Source organism: Brevibacterium sp. MGP-B1, from assembly GCF_057766545.1.
Window position 1 is genome coordinate 3,865,285 of record NZ_CM173407.1, and the last position, 17,956, is coordinate 3,883,240.

A 17,956-nucleotide genomic window follows, 5' to 3' on the forward strand; every position below is an offset into this window, starting at 1 on the left:
CGAAGACCCCAGAAAGGGCAGAAGATGACTCATAAGCCGCGTCCGCGTCCGGATACTCCGCACATGATGACCGAGGAGCGCCTCGAGATTCAGGCGCTCGCCCGCGAGTTCGCCCGTGATGTCGTCTTGCCGATTGCCAATGAGCTCGACCCGGTCGAGGGGCAGTTCCCGGATTCGATGGTCAAGCAGATGGCGGAGATGGGGTTCTTTGGCATCCTCATCCCCGAAGAATACGGGGGCCTCGGTCTCGGAGTGTTCGAGTACTGCCTCGTGGCCGAGGAACTCTCCCGTGCCTGGATGTCCGTGGCCGGCCTGTTGGCTCGCGGCAACGGCATGGGCGGTGGGTTCTCTCCCGAACAGGAAGCACGCCTGCTGCCGAAGGTCGCCAGTGGTGAGTACCTCGGCGCCTTCGCACTGTCCGAGGCCGAGGCTGGGTCGGATGTGGCGAACCTGCGGTGCAAGGCCGAACGCAATGCCGATGGTGATTGGGTCATCAACGGCACGAAGATGTGGTGCACATATGCCGATCAGGCCGACTACATCGTCCTCTTCGCTCGTACCTCGGTGGAGGAGAAGCGGCATCGGGGGATCTCGGTGTTCCTCGTCGAGAAGGAACGCGGCGCCTTCCCCGAAGGCATTTCCGGGGCACCGGCGAAGAAGATCGGCTACCACGGGTGGAAGACCTGGGAACTGTCGTTCGACAACTTCGTTCTGCCTGCCGATGCTCTGCTCGGTGAGGAAGGACGCGGGTTCTACCAGGCGGTGTCCGGCCTCGAGGTCGGGCGTGCGCACACGGCTGCGCGGTCGATCGGGTTGGCGCAGGCGGCGCTCGAGGACTCGGTGAAGTATCTCAAGGAACGCGAACAGTTCGGGCATCCCCTCGCGGATTTCCAGCATCTGCGGTTCAAGGTCGCGGACATGGCCGCTCAGATCGAGGCGTGCCGGCAACTGATGTACCACGTGTGCACGGAGATCGACTCGGGTCGTCGCTGTGACAAGGAAGCGGCGATGGTGAAGTATCTGGCCGGTGAGATGAGCGAGAAGGTCACCTCGGAGGCGCTGCAGATCCACGGTGGTGCCGGGTACACGAAGGACTTCGCCGTCGAACGCCACTGGAGAGATGCCCGGCTGACGAAGATCTTCGAGGGCTCGTCGGAGATCCAGATGCGCATCATCTCCGACGAACTCCTCGGACGCTAACCCCAATTACTACCCGACGGCGGCCTAGCAACCTGGCGCCAGGTATCTGCGCCGCCGTCGGGTAGCAATTGGGAACTTCTGGACGCACTACACGAACCACCGATAGGAACTTGACTGCGATGAGTGAGACGAACCTTCAGGACTGGGTCGGGCGGACCTCGACCGCCTTCGAGACCGCAGACGGGGAACGGGCTGCACGCCTGGCGACCTTACTCGGTCACGACGGTGACCCGGCTGCACCGCTGTTCCCATTGGGGCATTGGCTGCACTTCTCCGAAGATGATGTGCCGATGAGCGACCTCGGGACGGATGGGCATGCCGCGCTTGGTGGGTTCATGCCGCCGGTGCCTCTGCCCAGGCGGATGTGGGCCGGCAGCGACCTGACTTTCCACACGCCGATCCTGCCCGGTCAGGCGATCGAGCGGACGACGACGATCGAGTCGATCACGGAGAAGACCGGCAGCACCGGACCCCTGTGCTTCGTGGTGCTTCGTCACGAGATCACTGCGGACGGGAACACTGCGACGACGGATCGGCACACGATTGTGTACCGGGAAGCCACCTCGGCGCCGGAAGGGTCGGCAGCACGGCCGCCGAGGGCGGACTCGGATGCCCCGGACGGGTGGGACTGGTCGCGCTCGGTCAGGCCGAATGAGGTAATGCTGTTCCGCTACTCGGCGCTGACGTTCAACTCCCACCGCATCCACTACGACCACCCGTACGTCACCGAAGTCGAAGGCTACCCCGGCCTCGTCACGCACGGACCATTGACCGCGACACTGCTGTTGGACGCGTTCATGTCCACCCACCCCGAGGCGGCTGTGACCGAATATCGATTCACGGCGAAGTCCCCGTTGTTCGCGAATGAGCAGATCCACCTCGTCGGCAGAGACACCGAACCCGGCGTGCACGAGCTGCGAGCCATCGCCCCAGGTGGGAAGACCGCGATTGCTGCCACTGTGACGACTAAGAGCTGAGGAGCACCACTATGTCCGACACCCGCCCGGCACCCCTGACCGGCCTCAAGATCGTCGAGATCTCTGCATTCGTCGCAGCCCCCTTGGGTGCAATGACCCTCGCTCAGCTCGGCGCCGATGTCATCCGCATCGACCCTACCGGTGGGAACATCGATGCGAACCGGTGGCCGATCAGCGATGACGGCACGAGCATCTACTGGGCGTCCCTGAACAAGGGGAAGCGCTCGGTCACGCTGGACCTGAAGTCGGAGGAGGGGCAGAAGATCGCCACCGACCTCATCGCCGAGGCGGGGACGGTCATCACGAACCTGCCGGCCCGTGGATGGCTGAGCTATGAGAACCTCAAGCAGCATCGCGAGGACCTCGTCATGCTCCGCCTGGGCGGGTGGCACGACGGTTCCCCGGCGGTCGATTACACGGTGAACGCGGCCAGCGGTTTCCCGATCATCACCGGTGATGACGAGCGCCCGGTCAACAATGCGGTGCCGGCGTGGGATGTTGCTGCAGGGCTCTATATTTCCAACGGGATCATGGCTGCCGAACTCGACCGTCGTACCTCGGGCAAGGGCCAGGAAATCACGCTGGCGCTGTCCGATGTCATGCTCGCCACCGTCGGTAACCTCGGCTATATCGCGGAGGTGCAGGCGACCGGCAAGACCCGTGGTGCTTTGGGCAATGGGCTCTACGGGGCGTATGGGCAGTCGTTCGAATGTGCAGATGGGCGGCAGGTGATGGTCGTCGTCATCTCGAACAAGCACTGGAGAGGTTTGGGTAAGGCGACCGGTCTGGCGGAGAAGCTGGAGATGATCGGGCCACTGCTCGACGTCGACCTGAACACCGAGGGTGGCCGGTTCGAGGCGCGGGAGGCGATTGATGCGGTGGTGCGGCCGTGGTTCGCCAAGCACTCTGCGGAGGAGGCCGAGGCCGCCTTGGCCGATGCGGGGGTACTCGTCGGCGGATTCCAGACCTTCGAGGAACTCGTGACCTCTGATCCCAGGTGCTCGACGGAAAATCCGCTGCTCACCGAGATCGACCAACCGGGTGTCGGCTGTGTACTGGCACCTCGTGTGCCGTTGAAGTTCGGTGGAACACCAGTGGCAGATGCTGTGGCTGCACCGACGCTGGGCGGGGATACTGAGGCGGTCCTCGAGTCCGAGCTCGGTTTCAGCACCGTCGAAGTCACGGTTCCGCGAGGTGGCGGCTCGATCGACTGACAGTTTTCGGACTCGCGTTTGCCCCTGCTTCTCACGGTCGAGAAATAGTGGCCGACTTCTGCTCTGGATGTTCTGCGTCAGCAGTCGAGCCCTTCCACTGCATGGGTGCGGTGGAAGGGCTCGGCGATGACGGTCTTATTTAAGCGCCTTTCCTCTGGTTTCGGGCATCGTGAGGAACACCAGCAGAGATACCAATGCACCGGCCGTGCAGTAGATCCATATCCACTGGTTCAACCCGTTCTCATTGAGCCACGTGACGATGTAGGGCACTGTGCCGCCGAACAAGGCGACTGAGAGAGCATAGGGTAGTCCGATTCCTGTTGCTCGGACTTCGGCGGGAAACTGTTCGGCCATCACAGCGGCCACATTGCTCGAGTACCCGAGGAGCAGGATGAGTCCGGTGATCTGAACGACCAGCAACATCGTGAATCCGCCTTGGAGCAAGGTGAACGCTGGCCAGGCGAAGACGAGGAAGCCTCCCGCGAAGATCGAAAGTGTCGGCTTCCGCCCGACGAGGTCCGAGAGGAGCCCTGCGAAGGGCAGCAGTGCGATGAAGATGATGATTCCGATGACATTGGCGACGAGTGCCTGACTCAGCGGGATATCGGTGGACACTGCGACGAACGTCGGCATGAATGTCGCCCACATGTTGTAGAGGATGACGCCGCCGATGTTCAGGCCGAATACCCTGAGGCTCGCCCCGGGATGCTCGCGGATCATGTCCAGCAGAGCGTTGCGTTTCTTCACCTGACGTTCTGGTTTCGCATTCTGTGTGAAGGCCGTGGTCTCTTCGACCGAGCGGCGAAGCCACAGTCCGACGAGTCCCAGAGCGGCACACACGATGAATGCCAGCCGCCAGCCCCACGAATCCAATGCCTCGCTCGAGAGCGTGTTGGTGAGGATAGCGCCCATCGCGGCGGCAGTGAGCAATCCGATTCCCACAGACACCTGCTGCCATGATCCGCCGAATGCGCGACGTCGTGGTGCCGCTGATTCGACGAGGAACGCCGAGGCGGATCCGAACTCACCGCCCGCCGCAAACCCCTGGATGATTCTGGCGATGACGAGGATCACCGGCGCAGCAATCCCCACGGCGGCATAGTCGGGCGCGACTCCGATGACGAACGTTGCCGCTGCCATCAACCCGATCGTCAGAACCAGACCCTTCTTCCGACCGTGTTTGTCGGCATATGCTCCCATGACAGCGGCGCCGATCGGCCTGACGACGAATCCGACGGCGAAGATGGCAAGAGTGGAGAGCAGCGCCGCAGCTTCATTTCCCGGGGGGAAGAAGTGGTGGGCGAAGATCGACGAGAAGGTCGTGTAGACGGCCCAGTCGAGGAATTCGACGGCGTTTCCAATGCTTCCCGCGATGAGTGCTTTTCGACCGCTGGGGCTGAGCTTTGTGCCGGCGTCATTGCCGGACTTGGTCTGTGTCATGATGTTCTCTTCTTCCGGTGGCGGTGAGGAATCTTTTTGTGATGGTGAGGATGTCGAGTTTCAATCGGATCGGGATCGTGATCGCTTGGCCAAGAGACGTGCCCTGGTGTCAGGGGAGGAGGCGATGTCCACAATGGTGAGAGCCATCGCGGCACCGCCCTCTCGAACGAATCGATCGCCCTCCGGACCTCCCGCGGCAACGGCGAACGCTGCAGTGTGATTGCCTTCTTCCGGTGGCAGGTCGAACGAGAGCATGGGGTGGATCGCCGGAACCACCTGCGACACATTGCCCATATCCGTCGAGCCGAACAGTGCATCCGGATAGTCGGGAAAAGTGCGGCCGACCGCAATGGCGTTGCGTTCGAAGATCGCGACAAGGTCGTCGTCGTGGTCGAATTCGCGGTAGATGGAGGGCAGGGTCTCGACGCTGACCGACGTACCTGCAGCGAGAGCGCCTGCGTCGAAGCAGGCCTTCACCCGCGGCCACACCTCGTCGACCTCGGCGATCGTATTGGAGCGGATCATGCACTCGACCACCGACTTGTCCGGGATGACGTTGACCGCGTCGCCGGATTCCTTGACCACGTGATGAACGAGGATTCCATCTCTCAGTTGTTGGCGCAGCAGCCCGATCGATGTCAGTGCGACGACTGCAGCGTCGGAGGCATTGAGCGCGCTCCACGGGCGAGACGCGTGTCCGCCGCGGCCGGCGAACGTGATCCTCCATGATCTCGACGCGCGGAAGAACGGAGCGGCGACGTCCTTGAGCGAGGGATGGATCATGAGAGCTGCGTGGATGTCGTCAAACGCCCCACGGTTGACCATCAGCTCCTTACCTGTGCCGGACTCTTCAGCGGGGGTACCTACGACGCGGAGCGTGACCCCCAGTTCCTCGGCGTACGGTGCGAGCGCCAGAGCGCAGCCGAGTGCGGAGGCCGCAATGACGTTGTGGCCGCACCCATGTCCGATGCCAGGCAGAGCGTCCATCTCCGCACAGATGCCGATGACGAGTGGACCGCTGCCGACAGTTGCGGTGAACGCGGTGGGCAGGTCGCAGACTCCTCGCTCGATCGTGAAGCCATGGTCCTGAAGCGTTGAGCTGAGCAGTTCGGACGTCGAGTGCTCTTCGAACGCGAGCTCGGGGTTGCTGTTGATTGTATGCGAGACCTCCAGGGCGATCGGGAGGTTGCGCTCGAAAGCCTCGGCGACTTCGTTCTTGACGCCGTTCACCCCCACACCTCCTTGAGGAGACGCAGAATATTGCCGCCGAGGACGGCCTGGATCTCGCTGTTGCTGTAGTCGTGACGAACAAGCCAGCCCGCGATGTTTCTGAAAGTCTCGGTCGGATTCTCAGCACCGTTGACATGGGGAACGGTCTCATAGTCGAGGTTGCCGGGGTCGAACACTCGCGACGAACCGATGATGTCTCGAATCGAATTCTGGAAGCGCACATGATCGCCGTAGAAGGTATCCGGCCCGAACGCCACATGCTCGATTCCCATGAGATCGACGGCGTAGACGAAGTGATCCATCATCGAATCGAGCGACTGTGTGCGGTGATCGTAGGACAGGGTCGTATGCGGGGCAGATTCGATACCGAGTACACCGCCGCGTTCGGCGCAGGCCGTCAGCACGTTGTCCGGCTTCATTCGGGCTGTGGGCCAGACGGATCGTGCGCCCGCGTGAGTTATACCCACAGGAGCGTTCGAGGCCCGGATTGCGTCGAGCGAAGTCCGGTCGCCCGCATGAGAGACATCGATGAGGATGCCGAGGTCGTTCATCCGGCGGACAGCACGACGACCGAAGTCTGTCAGTCCACCGTCGTCATCCTCCTTTTGGCCGCTGCCGAGAGTATTCGTCTCGGAATAGACGAGTCCCATCTGACGAATGCCGAAACCGTACAGGACATCGATACGGTCCACGTCGTTCTCGATCATGGCCGAGGACTCCGTCCCGAGGACGAACGCCAGGACGTGCTCGCTATGGGCGTCGAGGATGTCACGCACGTTACGGGCGACGACAGCGTCCTCTTGATGTGCGAGGTCGGCGAGGCGGAGGCCGAGTGTCCTGACCAGGTCGTCCCATTTCCAACCTGATCGCCGTGTACCGCCGATGACTCCGAACCAGTTGTCGAAGATCGCAGTCAAATGGGAGGCCCGCAGCTCCGCGAAAGCCGTCTGTTCATGCGGGGAGAGAAGGAATGCCGGTGTATCGGAGAAATCAGCGGGCAGCCGCTGAGGGTGATCGTGGAAGCTGATCAGGGGGCTGTCGGTCATCAGCCGATCGACCCGTGCCGATTGCTCTTCGGACAGAGTCGGAGTGTAGTCACTTCGTCTCGTTGCGTACGGTTCGAGTTCGATAGCAGGGAAATCAGTTCCGGGTGTGAGGTAGGGGAATGACTCGTACGGGGGTACTTCAGATGGATTCTTGCTCATGATTGCTGCCTTCGCTGGTCGGGGGTGGTGCACCTGACGGTGATGGGACGCTGCTCGCGCAATCGGCGCTCATTGTCGGGAGGACGTCTTTGGGTCGGCGTGGATCCAACCGTCGGCGTCGATGGTGACCGACGGGTCCAGTTGTCGGGAGTCGTCCAGGAACTCGGAGATGATGCGTTCGGCGACCTCAGGGAGAGGGTGCACCGGCTGACTGTCGCTGTCGAGCTCGATCGGGTCGAGGCGCAGTCGTGGGCCTCCGGCAGCATCGAAGTCGATGCGAAAGACCGCGCTTTCGTACCACGGGCCACTCATCAGAACGGCTCTGTACGGTGCGGACAGGTGGACGTCTTCCTTCAGAACCATCGAGTCAGGGCTCCAGCCATCGCACCAATCGAAGACGAAGTTCCCCGTGGAGTAGAGGATGATCCCTGATCTGTAGAACTCGGCCGGGTGGAGACAGTGAGGGTGGTGGCCGATGATGAGGTCAGCTCCTGCGTCGACCAGTCGATGAGCCAATGGCCGCTGATATTCCGCAAGTGGCCCTTGCGCCTGCGGGAGGTAGCAAAACGGCACGCCCCAATGCAGGGCGACGACGACCCGATCATGCGATTCCTTGGCCTCAGTGATGAGCCGTTCTGCTGTTCGGACGTCGGGTTCGTGTGCGGCGGAATGGACATAGGGCGGGGTTCCAGGCGTCTCATCGAGGAAGCCGCTGTCATATTCGAACTGCTGCCGGATGCGAATCGACGCGATTCCTGCACTGCGTTCGGTGGCGTTGAAGCCGAGTGGCAGAGCCGCACAGAAGCTGAAGAATGCAACGGTCTGGCCTGCGGCAGTCACGATCGTCGGTCTGTTTGCATCGGCGGTGTCCTCGCCGAAACCTGAATGTGCGACTCCGGCCCGGTCGAGCGCTCGGACTGTATCTCGCATTCCCCCGTTGCCGTAGTCGAGCGCATGGTTCGTCGCCAACGACACAGCGTCGAAGCCGAAGTCAGCGAGTTCCCGCGCGCCTGAAGTCGGCGTCTTCATCGTCACGAGTTTGTGAGCCTGTTCGGCGCTGTCGGTCAGCGGTGCTTCAAGATTGCCGATTGTGAGGTCACTTCCCTGCAGCAAGTCGAAGGCGGCGTCTCCTGGACGAGGATCCTCGGATGAGGTTTTGCGGGGGAACCCGGATACGACGACGTCTCCGACAACTGTCACTTCCATGTGCACTCGTTTCTATATGCGATACGGTCGTTCCACACTGTAATCCGGATGGCAATTGCCGTCTAGTCCACTTGTGCCGCTATGCGGTACACGTATCTGTTTCGCTGATAGAGTCGCCGTTATGCAGACCTCGAAGGACCCTCAAGAATCAGCTGATCTGTCGGAGAGCAGTGTGCGTTCGATGAACAGCGTGCTGACGACCCTCCAGATCTATGAAGAGGTGGCTGCGCGTCAGCCGATCGGTGTTTCGGCGTTGGCGCGTGAGACGGGAATTCCGAAGAGCTCGGTCCAGAGGTGTCTCGTAACACTGCAGAAAGCGGGATGGCTGCGGGTTGTGGATCAAGAGCGTGTGCGGTGGGGAGTCACCGCGAAGGCGCTCGTGCTGGGACTCCGCGGTGCCGGTGAGCAGGATTTGAATGAGATCGCCACACCGGCGATTCGGCGTCTGGCGGCGCAGACCAAGGAGACCGTCTTTCTGGCTCTTCGGGACGGTGATGATTGCGTGATGATCGCTCGAATCGACAGCACTCACGCGGTGCGGGTCTATCTCGAAATCGGTACGCGTATTCCGCTGCAGGCGACATCGGCGGGCGTTGCCATTCTCTCTCGATTGTCCATACGTGATGTCGAAGCAGTGATTGGCCATCGGGTCGACAGTGTGGGCGGAGGGTCGGTTCCCAGTCCGGATGAACTGCGAAAGGAGATTGAGGCGACGCGCAGACGCGGGTACTCGTTGAATATGTCCTCGTGGTATCGACCCCATGTGGCGACGATCGGTGCCCCGATCGTCAGCGCCGATGGCGTGCCGATCGCTGGTATCGCCCTGTCGATACCGGAGATGCGCTACGACCATTCAAAGGAAGACGAGTTGGCTCAGCTGGTGGTGAAGACTGCTGCAGAGATCAGCGAGCTGCTGGCGCAGCGATGAGTAAGTGACCCGTCGCTGACGGAACGCGTGTCGTGCCGTCCGGTGAAGGACTCAGGCTTCGTTGGTTCGAATGACCTCCGCCATGAGGACGCGCGCAGTTTCTTTGGGGGATTCGCGCGCGAAATGGTGTGAGCCCAGCTCGACCGGAATGAATGTGATTCTGTCGCCGAATCTCTGAATCGCTTGAGCGGACAGGAGGCTGCGAACTGCGAGCACGGTGATCGGTTGGGTCGCTCGGGCGAGGGCGTCTTCCATGTCCCACCGAACCAATCCTTCCATCGATTTCAAGCCTGCAGGCTGTCTCACAGATGACATCTGATCGACGTAGGCCTCGATGAGGGCTTCGTCTGTGCCCGGAGGAGAACCTGCCTCGACCATGCCTCGCACTGCCGAAGGGAAGTCGTTGCGGAATGGGGTGATTGCCGCCTCTGCCTGGTCCTCGGCGAGGGAGGGAAAGAGGAACATGTAGTGCAGTGCATCCAGGGCGATGACTCGCGAGATGGATTGCGGTGAAATGGCTGCCGCTTCGACTGCGGCGGCTCCGCCCAGGGAGTGCCCGATGATGACGCTGTCCCGAACGCCCTCTGCCTCCAGCACGGAAGCGATGTCGCGGCCGAACTCGGCTATCGTCCACGACGTCCGTGTGGAGCGAGAGTCGCCGTGCTCGGCGAGGTCAATAGCGAGAATCCGAAACTCGCTGGGAAGGTGCCGGATGAGATCGTCGAAATCATGGCGACTGCAGCCCCACCCGTGGATGAAGACAATGGCGTCAGCAAGTCGCGGACCCTGGGCTGTGTAGACGATCCGGGTCAGTTCATCTCTGCTGACTTCGTGGTGTGACTGCATCGACGTGGCCACGGCGGACTCCTTTGCTCCGTCCACAAACATGTGGACCCCTATACGGCATGAATGTATCGTCATGCGGAACGATATGTCAATGCTCGGTTATCGTGCGATCACGCTGGGTGCTGGACTGACAATATTTCGGTTTCGGCGATAGCCGGACGTCAATTCGCCTGGAGGGAGTCCAGCGCAGTGAAGAGCGCATGCCGGTACCGCGCGTAATCGTGGCCTTCCGTTTGAGAATGAGCCGATGCCTGACGAACATCCGCTGTGTGCGCTTCCGAATGTCGTTTTGAGTCCTCATGGTGCTTGGTATTCCGAAGACTCCGAGGCTGAGATCAGGCGTAAGACGACCGAGAATGTCGTCGAATTCCTCGACGGGCGGGAATGTGCTCGACTGGTCAATAGGATCTGAGCTTGTCGACGTCCACGTGCTCCACGCGAGGTGCAAGGAGCGCGGTATGAGGCGACGTCGCAGGGCTGCTGCCGCATTTGCAACTGAGCGACGCGGGCAGAGTAGAACTGAGGCAGAAGGGCTTCTATCGGCGAGAACCGATTTGATACTCCAGGGGCGAATACGGGAGGGCTTTGGGCAATTGCGCGGAAGTACTTCGCTCCTTGATTGGGCTATATGCAGGAAGCGCTACTGTCCCCGACTGCCAAGGCGTCGAGGAGGGGTGCGCAGTTTATCCAGTGCGTCGAAGAGAGCATGCCGGTACCACGCGTAGTCATGTCCGCCTGGATAGGGATTCAGCGACACCTCGGCCCCGGCCGATCTCGCCGCCTCGGCGAACATCCTCGACTGGCTGACCATTCCACCTTCTTCGCGGCCCACATGGAGGAGGAACCGTGACCCTCGCAGCGTCGTGCCCGGAGCCGCCTGCAGCTCTGTCGTGAGATCCCCCGGGCCGACGTCGTCACGGGCATCATGACTGCCGCGGTACCAGAACGATCCCGACCCGATGATCGCGCTCCCGAACCGGTCCGGACGGTCACAGGCGAGCCCGGCGGCTGCGAGGCCGCTGTAGCTGTGACCGACGATCGTCACCCGAGAACCCAAACGAGCACCGAGGTGGCTCTCCACGTGCGCGAGTGCCACCTCGGCGATGGCCTCCTCCATGTAGGTGCGGTCGGCGAGGTTCTCCCGATCCGGAGTCGAGACCACCGCGAACACGAAGTTTGGTCTGTTCCACCGTGCGATCGCGGCTGGGAGGTCGAGGCTGTCCAGCCACACGTCGCCGTCGAGCAGCATGACGAGGCGGTTACAGGACATCCCCGTCGAGCCGATGATCGAGACGCGCCGTCCATCCGGCATGAGGAGCGTAGACATCGGAGGACGACGAGTCCCCGAGTGCGGCCGTGCCCAGACATCGCGACGCCAGGTGGCATCGGGACCGATGAGTACCGAAGACGTGACCTCGGACCCGAACGGACTGTAGATTCGGTCGTGCACGTCAGGGTCGGGGAGTCCGGTGGCGCAGAGATCGCGGAGCTCGTCGAGCGACGGCGTTGCGCCATTGTGAGGAGATGATTCGGGGGTGGCCCGGGTGCGGCGCAGATAGCGGTATGCGATCTCGACGTCGGAGGGGAGTTCGACGGTCAGGGATCGTCGAGCGGGCTCGTGCTCGACAGGACGGAGGACGAGGTGGTGGATGTTGGGCCACGCGGGATGGAGGAGGAAATCGATGTCGAGGATGACCTCGATCTCCGGGTCGGGTTCCTCGATGGTGAACTTCACGGCCATGGACGCGGCTCCCGGGGGATGACTGATCGTGGGCATTCACTGGGTCCTGCGCGTTCCGGGTCGACGAGGGTGGGTCACGACGCTTTCGGTACCGTCTCTTCAAGCAATGGCAGGACCGCTTCGAGGTCGTCGAGCGAGCTGAGCACTCCAGGCTGCGGGATCGAGGAGTCGTGGCCTTCGGGCAACGGGATGTAGGTGCCGTTCTTGACTGCAGACAGCGATGTGAAGAGTGAGGAGTCCTCGAACTTCTCCCGCTGGCCGTCCTCGAGGAGTGAGTGATAGCCGATGACGACGATATCGGCGTCAAGGAGGGAAGTCTGCTCCTCGCTGACGACGTCCTTCGGGTATTCCTTTCCGAACTCTCCGTGCTCAGGTCCCGGCTGGAATCCGAGCTGAGCGAAGAACCATGAGGCCTCGGTGTCGGGCACCGACATGTAGGTCACCTGGGTGGGATAGACGACCGCGTAGTTGAGGGTGAGGTCGGCGAACTCGGGGTTGTCCTTCCGTGCCGTGGCGAAGGCATCGTCGACCGCTTGGACGTTGTCTCTGCCTTTCTGCTCGCGGTCGAGGGCCTTGCCGACGAGCTCGTGGCGGTTTTCCCAGTTCGAGTCGGTCCCCTTGGGCAGAGCCACGACGGGTGCGATCTCGGACAGGGTGTCGTAGCTCTTCTCGAGGTCCCAGTAGCTTGTAGCGAGGATGACGTCGGGATCGAGTGCGGCGATGGCTTCGTAATCAAGGTCGGCGTAGGGGTCGAAGAGTTTGTCGATCTTCTTGACCGGGCTCGTCGATTTGGCCTCCTCCAGTGCATCCAGTTCGTAGTCGTAGAGTTCATCAGCGTCGCCGGCAGGCTTGAAGGAGCCGACGGGGATCACGCCGAGGGCCAGCGCATCGTCGAGATCGCCTATGGCAACGACGCGTTCCGGAGCTTCCTCGAGGGTAGTCGAACCGTAGGGGGTATCGAGCTTCAGTGGATATTCGGTGGTCCCCGCAGGCTGTGTCGCTTCGGATTCCTGGGTATCGCTCGGGGTGCCGCAACCGGCCAGCGAAGCGACGAGAACAGCGGCAGTGAGCGCGGCAGCAGCGCGGCGCGACCGCGGATGACGAAGAATAACGAAGGTGCGCATCAGGACTCTCAAGGTTGGGGAGCAGGAGGGATCGATCGCGGCGCAGCCGGTCGAAACGAAACTTAGCCTATCCTTATGACCGAAAGTCTGATTGCTGTAACTGGACACGATTGCGCGAAGGGGACACCATGTTCGACGAATCGTCCTGGGCTTCTGATCGTTTGGTTGAGGACAGCGACTATCGGTTCGTGTCGCGGCACTATGCCACCGGGACTCCGTATGGTCTGCGCTTTGTCCGATACTCCGTGTATCGGGAGGGGAGCTTCGGAGTGCATCTTGAGCCCGATATTCACCAATTGACCTGGTTAGACGGGGCGATGTTGGGAGTGTTCGCGGATGGCGAGTTCTCGGTGATCTCACCGAGCCACGCGATATGGATCCCGGCGGGAGTCGCTCATGATATCGCCGCCTTGGGGCCGGGCACGATGTACTGCGCCTATATGCGTGTGCGGCCCGACCGGTCGGACTTCGATGCGCCATGTCGAGTGGAGATGACCGGGCTTATGCGAGAGCTGTTCGACTATCTATCCAGCGACATAAACGTTGACGCAGGCCCGCGGGCCAGAGCCGTTCTGCTCGATGCACTTGAGTCAACGGTCGGGACAGCACCGTCACTGACGTATCCCACGCATCCAGTTGCTTGCGCCATCGCCGAAGCGATCGTCAGCAATCCTGGCCGCCGAGTGTCACTGGCGGAGGCCGCGTCCCGCCATGGCGTGTCCGCTCGGACGATCCGACGGATATTCCTCACGGAGACGGGGAGCAATTTCCAACAGTGGTCCACGGCGGCACGATTGAACGCATCCCTGGAACTGGTGAAAGGCGGATCGGCCCTCGAAGAGGTGGCTCGAGCGGTCGGATTCTCCAGTGCTTCCAGCTATGTTTCGGCATTCAGGAACCACTTTGGAATGACTCCCGGACGGCTTCGAGACGGGCGTGCGAGCGCAGAGTTCTGAGGTTTTTAACGAATCCGGTCGCCGCCGCACTCTCGGTTGTCGTACTTGGGCAATGGACGATCATCGCAGTGAGCGCCCCAGGCGATATCGAGCCGCATGGTATCTCTGATGAAGCCGGTCTGTGAACCGGTCGTAGTCTGTGCTGGGTTAGTCGTGAAAGCTCGTTGAGGCGCGGCCGATCCAGAGGAATATTTGTGCAATTGAGGGGGTCGGTCTGCGAAGGTAGATTTCGCCGCAGCGGGACGTCAGTGAAACGTCCAGCTCGGAAGAACCGGGAGGGCAGAACTAAGCTACGTCGTTCATGGTCGCGTTCCGGAACTGCTCGTATTTGTGCTCGAGTAGGTCTCTTTCCGGGCGCTGTCGCCGACTCTTGGGGACTGTCATCAAGCTATTGCCGTGGAGTTCTTGAAGACCGTGTTTAAGCATCGGGCCATCCACCTCTTCCAACAGATCATGTCGAATCTCGACGACATGGTCTGGACGAATTCCGAGGAAGTACCGGTCGAAAGCTGCATGGTGAATTTTGCACATCGCCAGTCCATTGACGACTGAGGCGATGCCGCGTTCGTCATTATCGGGCACGATGTGAGCGGCATCCAGAAGACTGGGGTGAGCCAACATGCAGACAGTGCACCGGTTCTCATAGGCAGAAAGCACCATGGACCGGAAAACGGGCTGGTGCACTCGAGCTTTCGCCATTCTATTGAGATAGCGTCGAGCGACCGTTTCGTGTGCTGAATCGCTGAGCTCAAATGCTGCTTGCGCATCCTCAGCGGCGACAAACACAAATTGTTGGTGCTCAGGCTCCTCATCAACGATGAAAACCGGAGCAATGACTTGGTAACGGGCAGGGTTTTGTGCAACTCCGCGGAACCAGATCAGTGGGAGGTGGTTGTTCAGAGCCTCCCGTAGTCCAACGTTTTCGGGATGGTTGGGATCTGTGCCTCGCCATTTGTACCTAAATCGACCGTCAATTCCGGTGGAGTCTTCGTAGGGAGGTGATTCACCCGGTGCTGTGTACGACGTGCGAAAAGACAAAGCGGCCGAGTAGTTGCCGGGCTTCCAAATGCCCTGCATCGGTGCGATTAGGCGCGTTTCGCTTTTTGCAAAATGGAAATCGCTGAGATCCTCACGGGTGAGTGGTTCTCGCCCGCTGTCAGTTCTCATCTCTAACCAGTCGATCGCGGCTGCGCGCAATCCGTCGGGTTCACCGTTGGGCATCTTTGCTCCCGTCTGAATGGTTTTCAGGTGTTGGTGCGCCGGTGGCGAGTTTTTCCACAGTTGGCAAATCCGCCCTCGCCCATTGGAGAGTGGAGAGCTGTTTTCGAGTGCACCACTTCATCGAGTCGTGATCGGTGCTAGAGCTTGGAAGTGTGGTCACGTCAACGAAGTAGCACGCCAGATCGATGCGTTTGTTGCCGCTCTGGGTGGTGGCTCGCGTGACGAGATCGCGGACCTTTGCATCGTGTAGGTCGAGTTCTTCGGATATTTCTCGAGACAACGCTTGCTGAGGAGTTTCGCCAGTTTCTATTTTTCCGCCAGGAAACTCCCACTTGCCACCTTCGGCCCTATCTGGGCGGCGCCGGCAAGCGAGAATCCTGCCGTGGTGCTCGATCACAGCGCCGACGACTCGGATGACTTTCACCATGTTCTTAGATTATGTCAACGATCAACCAATGTCGTTCCTGATCAGGATTGCATTATCGAAGTTAACTATTCGGCGACTCAAGACATGGGCAAATTGAGACGAAGAGCCTCCCAAGCGAACGTCGCGATCCAGTGCGACGACACATACTCGTCCGAGATAGCGGCTTCGAGGCCAGGAGCCATCAGCGAATCGACTCGGGTGAGCATGCCTTTCGCCTGGGCGTGAAGGTCCTCGTCTCCCGACTTCTCAGCGATCGCCTCTAACTTCGGTGCCAATCGCATCACTGACGCTGCGACTGAGAGCCCCAGTCCGTAGAGGTGGCTCTGTTGACCGTCGGTCGGGTCGAGGACCTTTGCGGGGGTGAGCGCTGGCGATTCGGGGGACAGTTCCGAAAGGAAGCTCGGCAACCATGACGCAAGCTCATCCTCGGTGAGGATCTCAGTCATGAGGTCGGCCTCGCACAGACCGGCGGAGAGGAAGTCGTGACCGCTTCGTTCTTGAACAAAGTTCCAAGCGGCATCCTCGGCGAAGAATCGACGGGTCGCTCCGGCAATGACGTCGATGACATCGTGACGCTCTGCCTCCCGGGCTCCCAAAAGAATCCGGCGCAGCCCGAACGCCGTGTTCGAGTGCACCCCATGCCGAACCGGCGCGGCCACCTTCGGCAACCATGTCGATACAAGATCGAAGACCGTATCGGTGAGCACTCGAGTGTTCGCGCCGAGCGCACGTAGCTCGTCGACATTGCTGGCATTGAGCACTCGGTTGAGCTCGACCGCCCAGGCCCAGCCATACGGCCGCTCCCACGAAGGATTCTCATGGAGGAAGGCCGCCTCGGCGAACATATTCTCCTCGCTCAGATGTGAAGACAGAACTTCGAGCGCGCGTTCTCGCCAATCAGCGCCCTGCGCTACCTCGGTCTCCATCAACGACGCTAGCAGGTAGTGCATGTGCACGCTCGAATGCCAGTCATAGGAGTTCGCGAACGCGGGGTGCTTCTCCACCGCGGGCACGATGTCGGCCAGACTCCGCGCCAAATGATGGGAAGCGAACGGATACTCGCGGGTGATGTTGCTCAGCGCCACCTCGGCGAAGGGGTGGACGTAATCGTCAATCTGCGGCATGGATCCTCATCGGTTCGGGGTCTTCCACTCTACTGGGATGATCACCGGACCAGGTGGCGAACCGCAGCGGCTAGGCTGGATCGGACCAAGACCAGCCCTAGTCGCGACGAGCAGGAAGGAGAGGCGAGCAATGACGCGGACCCCCGAAGTATTCGGCCCGACGGTCGATGATCACACTCGGTGCGTCCACTACGCCACCGAGCTCGATATCATCGCCATCCGCTTCGCCTGTTGCGACCGCTACTATCCTTGCCACCTGTGCCACTCCGAGACCGCGGATCATTCCGCACAGCAGTGGCCACGCGAGCAATGGGACCAGCCCGCGATCCTGTGCGGGAACTGCTGGACCGAACTGACTATCGAGACGTACAAGTCGGTCGACGAGTGCCCGGAATGCGCCGCGCCCTTCAATCTACGCTGCGCGGCACATTCGGACTACTACTTCGCCGGTCAGTGACGAATCCGCTCAGTGAAGGAACTGCATCACCACGATCATCGCAGCCATTCCCCAGCAGTCGAGCGAAACCAGAGGGCGCCTGCGGGCGATGTCGTGGACGGCACAGATCACCAAGAACACAGCTAGGACGACGACGCCCACTGTGAGGAACGTGCTGATGAGCGACATGTCACCGGCATGATGCCCATGGCCGCCAGCTCCATGACCGCCGGCATGCGTCGAACCGCTCATGTGCCCCCCATGGTTGAGGACCTGCCACGCCATGACCGGATAGGTGATGGCGGAGAGGACCGCAGTCGTCGGCCCCGAATGAGAATCCGCCCGTGACGCGTAGCGGTCAGGGACGATCGATGACCGACCACCATGGTCGACCTCGGACCGGGGCCCGCCGTCCGCGCCACTTGCGACGAGAGCGGGGGACCGCCTCAGCGAGGGGATCCGGGTCGACGATCGCAGGAAGACGGCCAGGCAGAGCCCGACGATGAGCAGCGCGCCCGACCAGATCACCGGCGGAACCACGGAGGTATAGGCGAGGTCGACCATGGCGAGGACCATCACCGTCGCGGCGACGATGGCCGGACGCCCCTTCGCAGCGACGGCTCCGGTCAGGCACAGGACCCCCGAGGCGACCATGAGGAAAGAGGCGAGGCTGCTCATCGT

General features: G+C 61.3%; 17 protein-coding genes. 6 read left to right on the top strand and 11 right to left on the bottom strand.

All coding sequences use genetic code 11. The features are described from left to right. Positions 1-24 precede the first annotated feature (24 nt). The 3 genes from AC3CD9_RS17605 (at position 25) to AC3CD9_RS17615 (ending at position 3,391) form a co-directional block, all read left to right on the top strand. The gene (locus AC3CD9_RS17605) at positions 25-1,200 is read left to right on the top strand and encodes an acyl-CoA dehydrogenase family protein (RefSeq protein ID WP_488365282.1); all 1,176 of its coding nucleotides are present in this window, start codon (positions 25-27) and stop codon (positions 1,198-1,200) included. A 119-nt stretch (positions 1,201-1,319) separates the two neighbouring features. Continuing rightward, entirely contained in the window at positions 1,320-2,177 is an 858-nt protein-coding gene (locus AC3CD9_RS17610) for an HTD2 family dehydratase (protein ID WP_488365283.1), read from the top strand. An 11-nt stretch (positions 2,178-2,188) separates the two neighbouring features. Then, the gene (locus tag AC3CD9_RS17615) at positions 2,189-3,391 is read left to right on the top strand and encodes a CoA transferase (RefSeq protein WP_488365284.1); all 1,203 of its coding nucleotides are present in this window, start codon (positions 2,189-2,191) and stop codon (positions 3,389-3,391) included. 135 nt (positions 3,392-3,526) lie between these two features. On the opposite strand, the gene AC3CD9_RS17620 is transcribed toward AC3CD9_RS17615, so the two are convergent. The 4 genes from AC3CD9_RS17620 to AC3CD9_RS17635 form a co-directional block, all read right to left on the bottom strand. Next, the gene (locus AC3CD9_RS17620; RefSeq protein ID WP_488365285.1) at positions 3,527-4,831 is read right to left on the bottom strand and encodes an MFS transporter; all 1,305 of its coding nucleotides are present in this window, start codon (positions 4,829-4,831) and stop codon (positions 3,527-3,529) included. Between the two features lie 60 nt (positions 4,832-4,891). Next, a complete protein-coding gene (locus tag AC3CD9_RS17625; RefSeq protein ID WP_488365286.1) occupies positions 4,892-6,061 on the bottom strand; it encodes a M20 family metallopeptidase in 1,170 nt (389 codons plus the stop codon). Further along, on the bottom strand, positions 6,058-7,266 hold the full coding sequence (locus AC3CD9_RS17630; protein WP_488365287.1) for a dipeptidase: 1,209 nt from the start codon (positions 7,264-7,266) through the stop codon (positions 6,058-6,060). The genes AC3CD9_RS17625 and AC3CD9_RS17630 overlap by 4 nt, the downstream gene beginning before the upstream one ends. A gap of 69 nt (positions 7,267-7,335) precedes the next feature. Next, positions 7,336-8,472, bottom strand: a complete 1,137-nt coding sequence (locus AC3CD9_RS17635; RefSeq protein WP_488365288.1) for a CapA family protein — start codon at positions 8,470-8,472, stop codon at positions 7,336-7,338. Positions 8,473-8,593: 121 nt separating this feature from the next. Between AC3CD9_RS17635 and AC3CD9_RS17640 the strand changes: the two genes are divergently transcribed. Beyond that, on the top strand, positions 8,594-9,400 hold the full coding sequence (locus AC3CD9_RS17640; RefSeq protein ID WP_488365289.1) for an IclR family transcriptional regulator: 807 nt from the start codon (positions 8,594-8,596) through the stop codon (positions 9,398-9,400). 51 nt (positions 9,401-9,451) lie between these two features. On the opposite strand, the gene AC3CD9_RS17645 is transcribed toward AC3CD9_RS17640, so the two are convergent. The 3 genes from AC3CD9_RS17645 to AC3CD9_RS17655 all read right to left on the bottom strand — a co-directional run bounded on the left by AC3CD9_RS17645 (position 9,452) and on the right by AC3CD9_RS17655 (position 13,111). Then, positions 9,452-10,258, bottom strand: coding sequence for an alpha/beta fold hydrolase (locus AC3CD9_RS17645; protein ID WP_488365290.1), 807 nt, complete (start codon positions 10,256-10,258; stop codon positions 9,452-9,454). A gap of 628 nt (positions 10,259-10,886) precedes the next feature. Next, positions 10,887-12,023 (bottom strand): alpha/beta hydrolase-fold protein, encoded by a 1,137-nt coding sequence (locus AC3CD9_RS17650; protein ID WP_488365291.1) that lies wholly within the window; start codon positions 12,021-12,023, stop codon positions 10,887-10,889. Between the two features lie 38 nt (positions 12,024-12,061). Then, a complete protein-coding gene (locus AC3CD9_RS17655) occupies positions 12,062-13,111 on the bottom strand; it encodes an ABC transporter substrate-binding protein (RefSeq protein WP_488365292.1) in 1,050 nt (349 codons plus the stop codon). Between the two features lie 128 nt (positions 13,112-13,239). Between AC3CD9_RS17655 and AC3CD9_RS17660 the strand changes: the two genes are divergently transcribed. Beyond that, positions 13,240-14,067, top strand: coding sequence for a helix-turn-helix domain-containing protein (locus AC3CD9_RS17660; RefSeq protein ID WP_488365293.1), 828 nt, complete (start codon positions 13,240-13,242; stop codon positions 14,065-14,067). Positions 14,068-14,352: 285 nt separating this feature from the next. Here the strand turns inward: AC3CD9_RS17660 and AC3CD9_RS17665 are convergent, their stop codons facing one another. The 3 genes from AC3CD9_RS17665 to AC3CD9_RS17675 form a co-directional block, all read right to left on the bottom strand. Continuing rightward, positions 14,353-15,288 carry an HNH endonuclease gene (locus AC3CD9_RS17665; RefSeq protein WP_488365295.1) on the bottom strand — a complete coding sequence of 312 codons (936 nt, stop codon included), beginning with the start codon at positions 15,286-15,288 and terminating at the stop codon, positions 14,353-14,355. Further along, complete coding sequence (locus AC3CD9_RS17670; RefSeq protein ID WP_488365296.1) at positions 15,275-15,715, bottom strand: (deoxy)nucleoside triphosphate pyrophosphohydrolase; 441 nt, start codon at positions 15,713-15,715, stop codon at positions 15,275-15,277. The genes AC3CD9_RS17665 and AC3CD9_RS17670 overlap by 14 nt, the downstream gene beginning before the upstream one ends. Positions 15,716-15,792: 77 nt before the next feature. Beyond that, a complete protein-coding gene (locus tag AC3CD9_RS17675; protein ID WP_488365297.1) occupies positions 15,793-16,839 on the bottom strand; it encodes a DUF2891 family protein in 1,047 nt (348 codons plus the stop codon). Between the two features lie 130 nt (positions 16,840-16,969). Here AC3CD9_RS17675 and AC3CD9_RS17680 point away from each other — a divergent pair, with 130 nt between their 5' ends. Continuing rightward, positions 16,970-17,296 carry a CHY zinc finger protein gene (locus AC3CD9_RS17680; protein WP_488365298.1) on the top strand — a complete coding sequence of 109 codons (327 nt, stop codon included), beginning with the start codon at positions 16,970-16,972 and terminating at the stop codon, positions 17,294-17,296. A 9-nt stretch (positions 17,297-17,305) separates the two neighbouring features. On the opposite strand, the gene AC3CD9_RS17685 is transcribed toward AC3CD9_RS17680, so the two are convergent. Further along, on the bottom strand, positions 17,306-17,953 hold the full coding sequence (locus AC3CD9_RS17685; protein WP_488365299.1) for a hypothetical protein: 648 nt from the start codon (positions 17,951-17,953) through the stop codon (positions 17,306-17,308). Positions 17,954-17,956 lie beyond the last annotated feature (3 nt).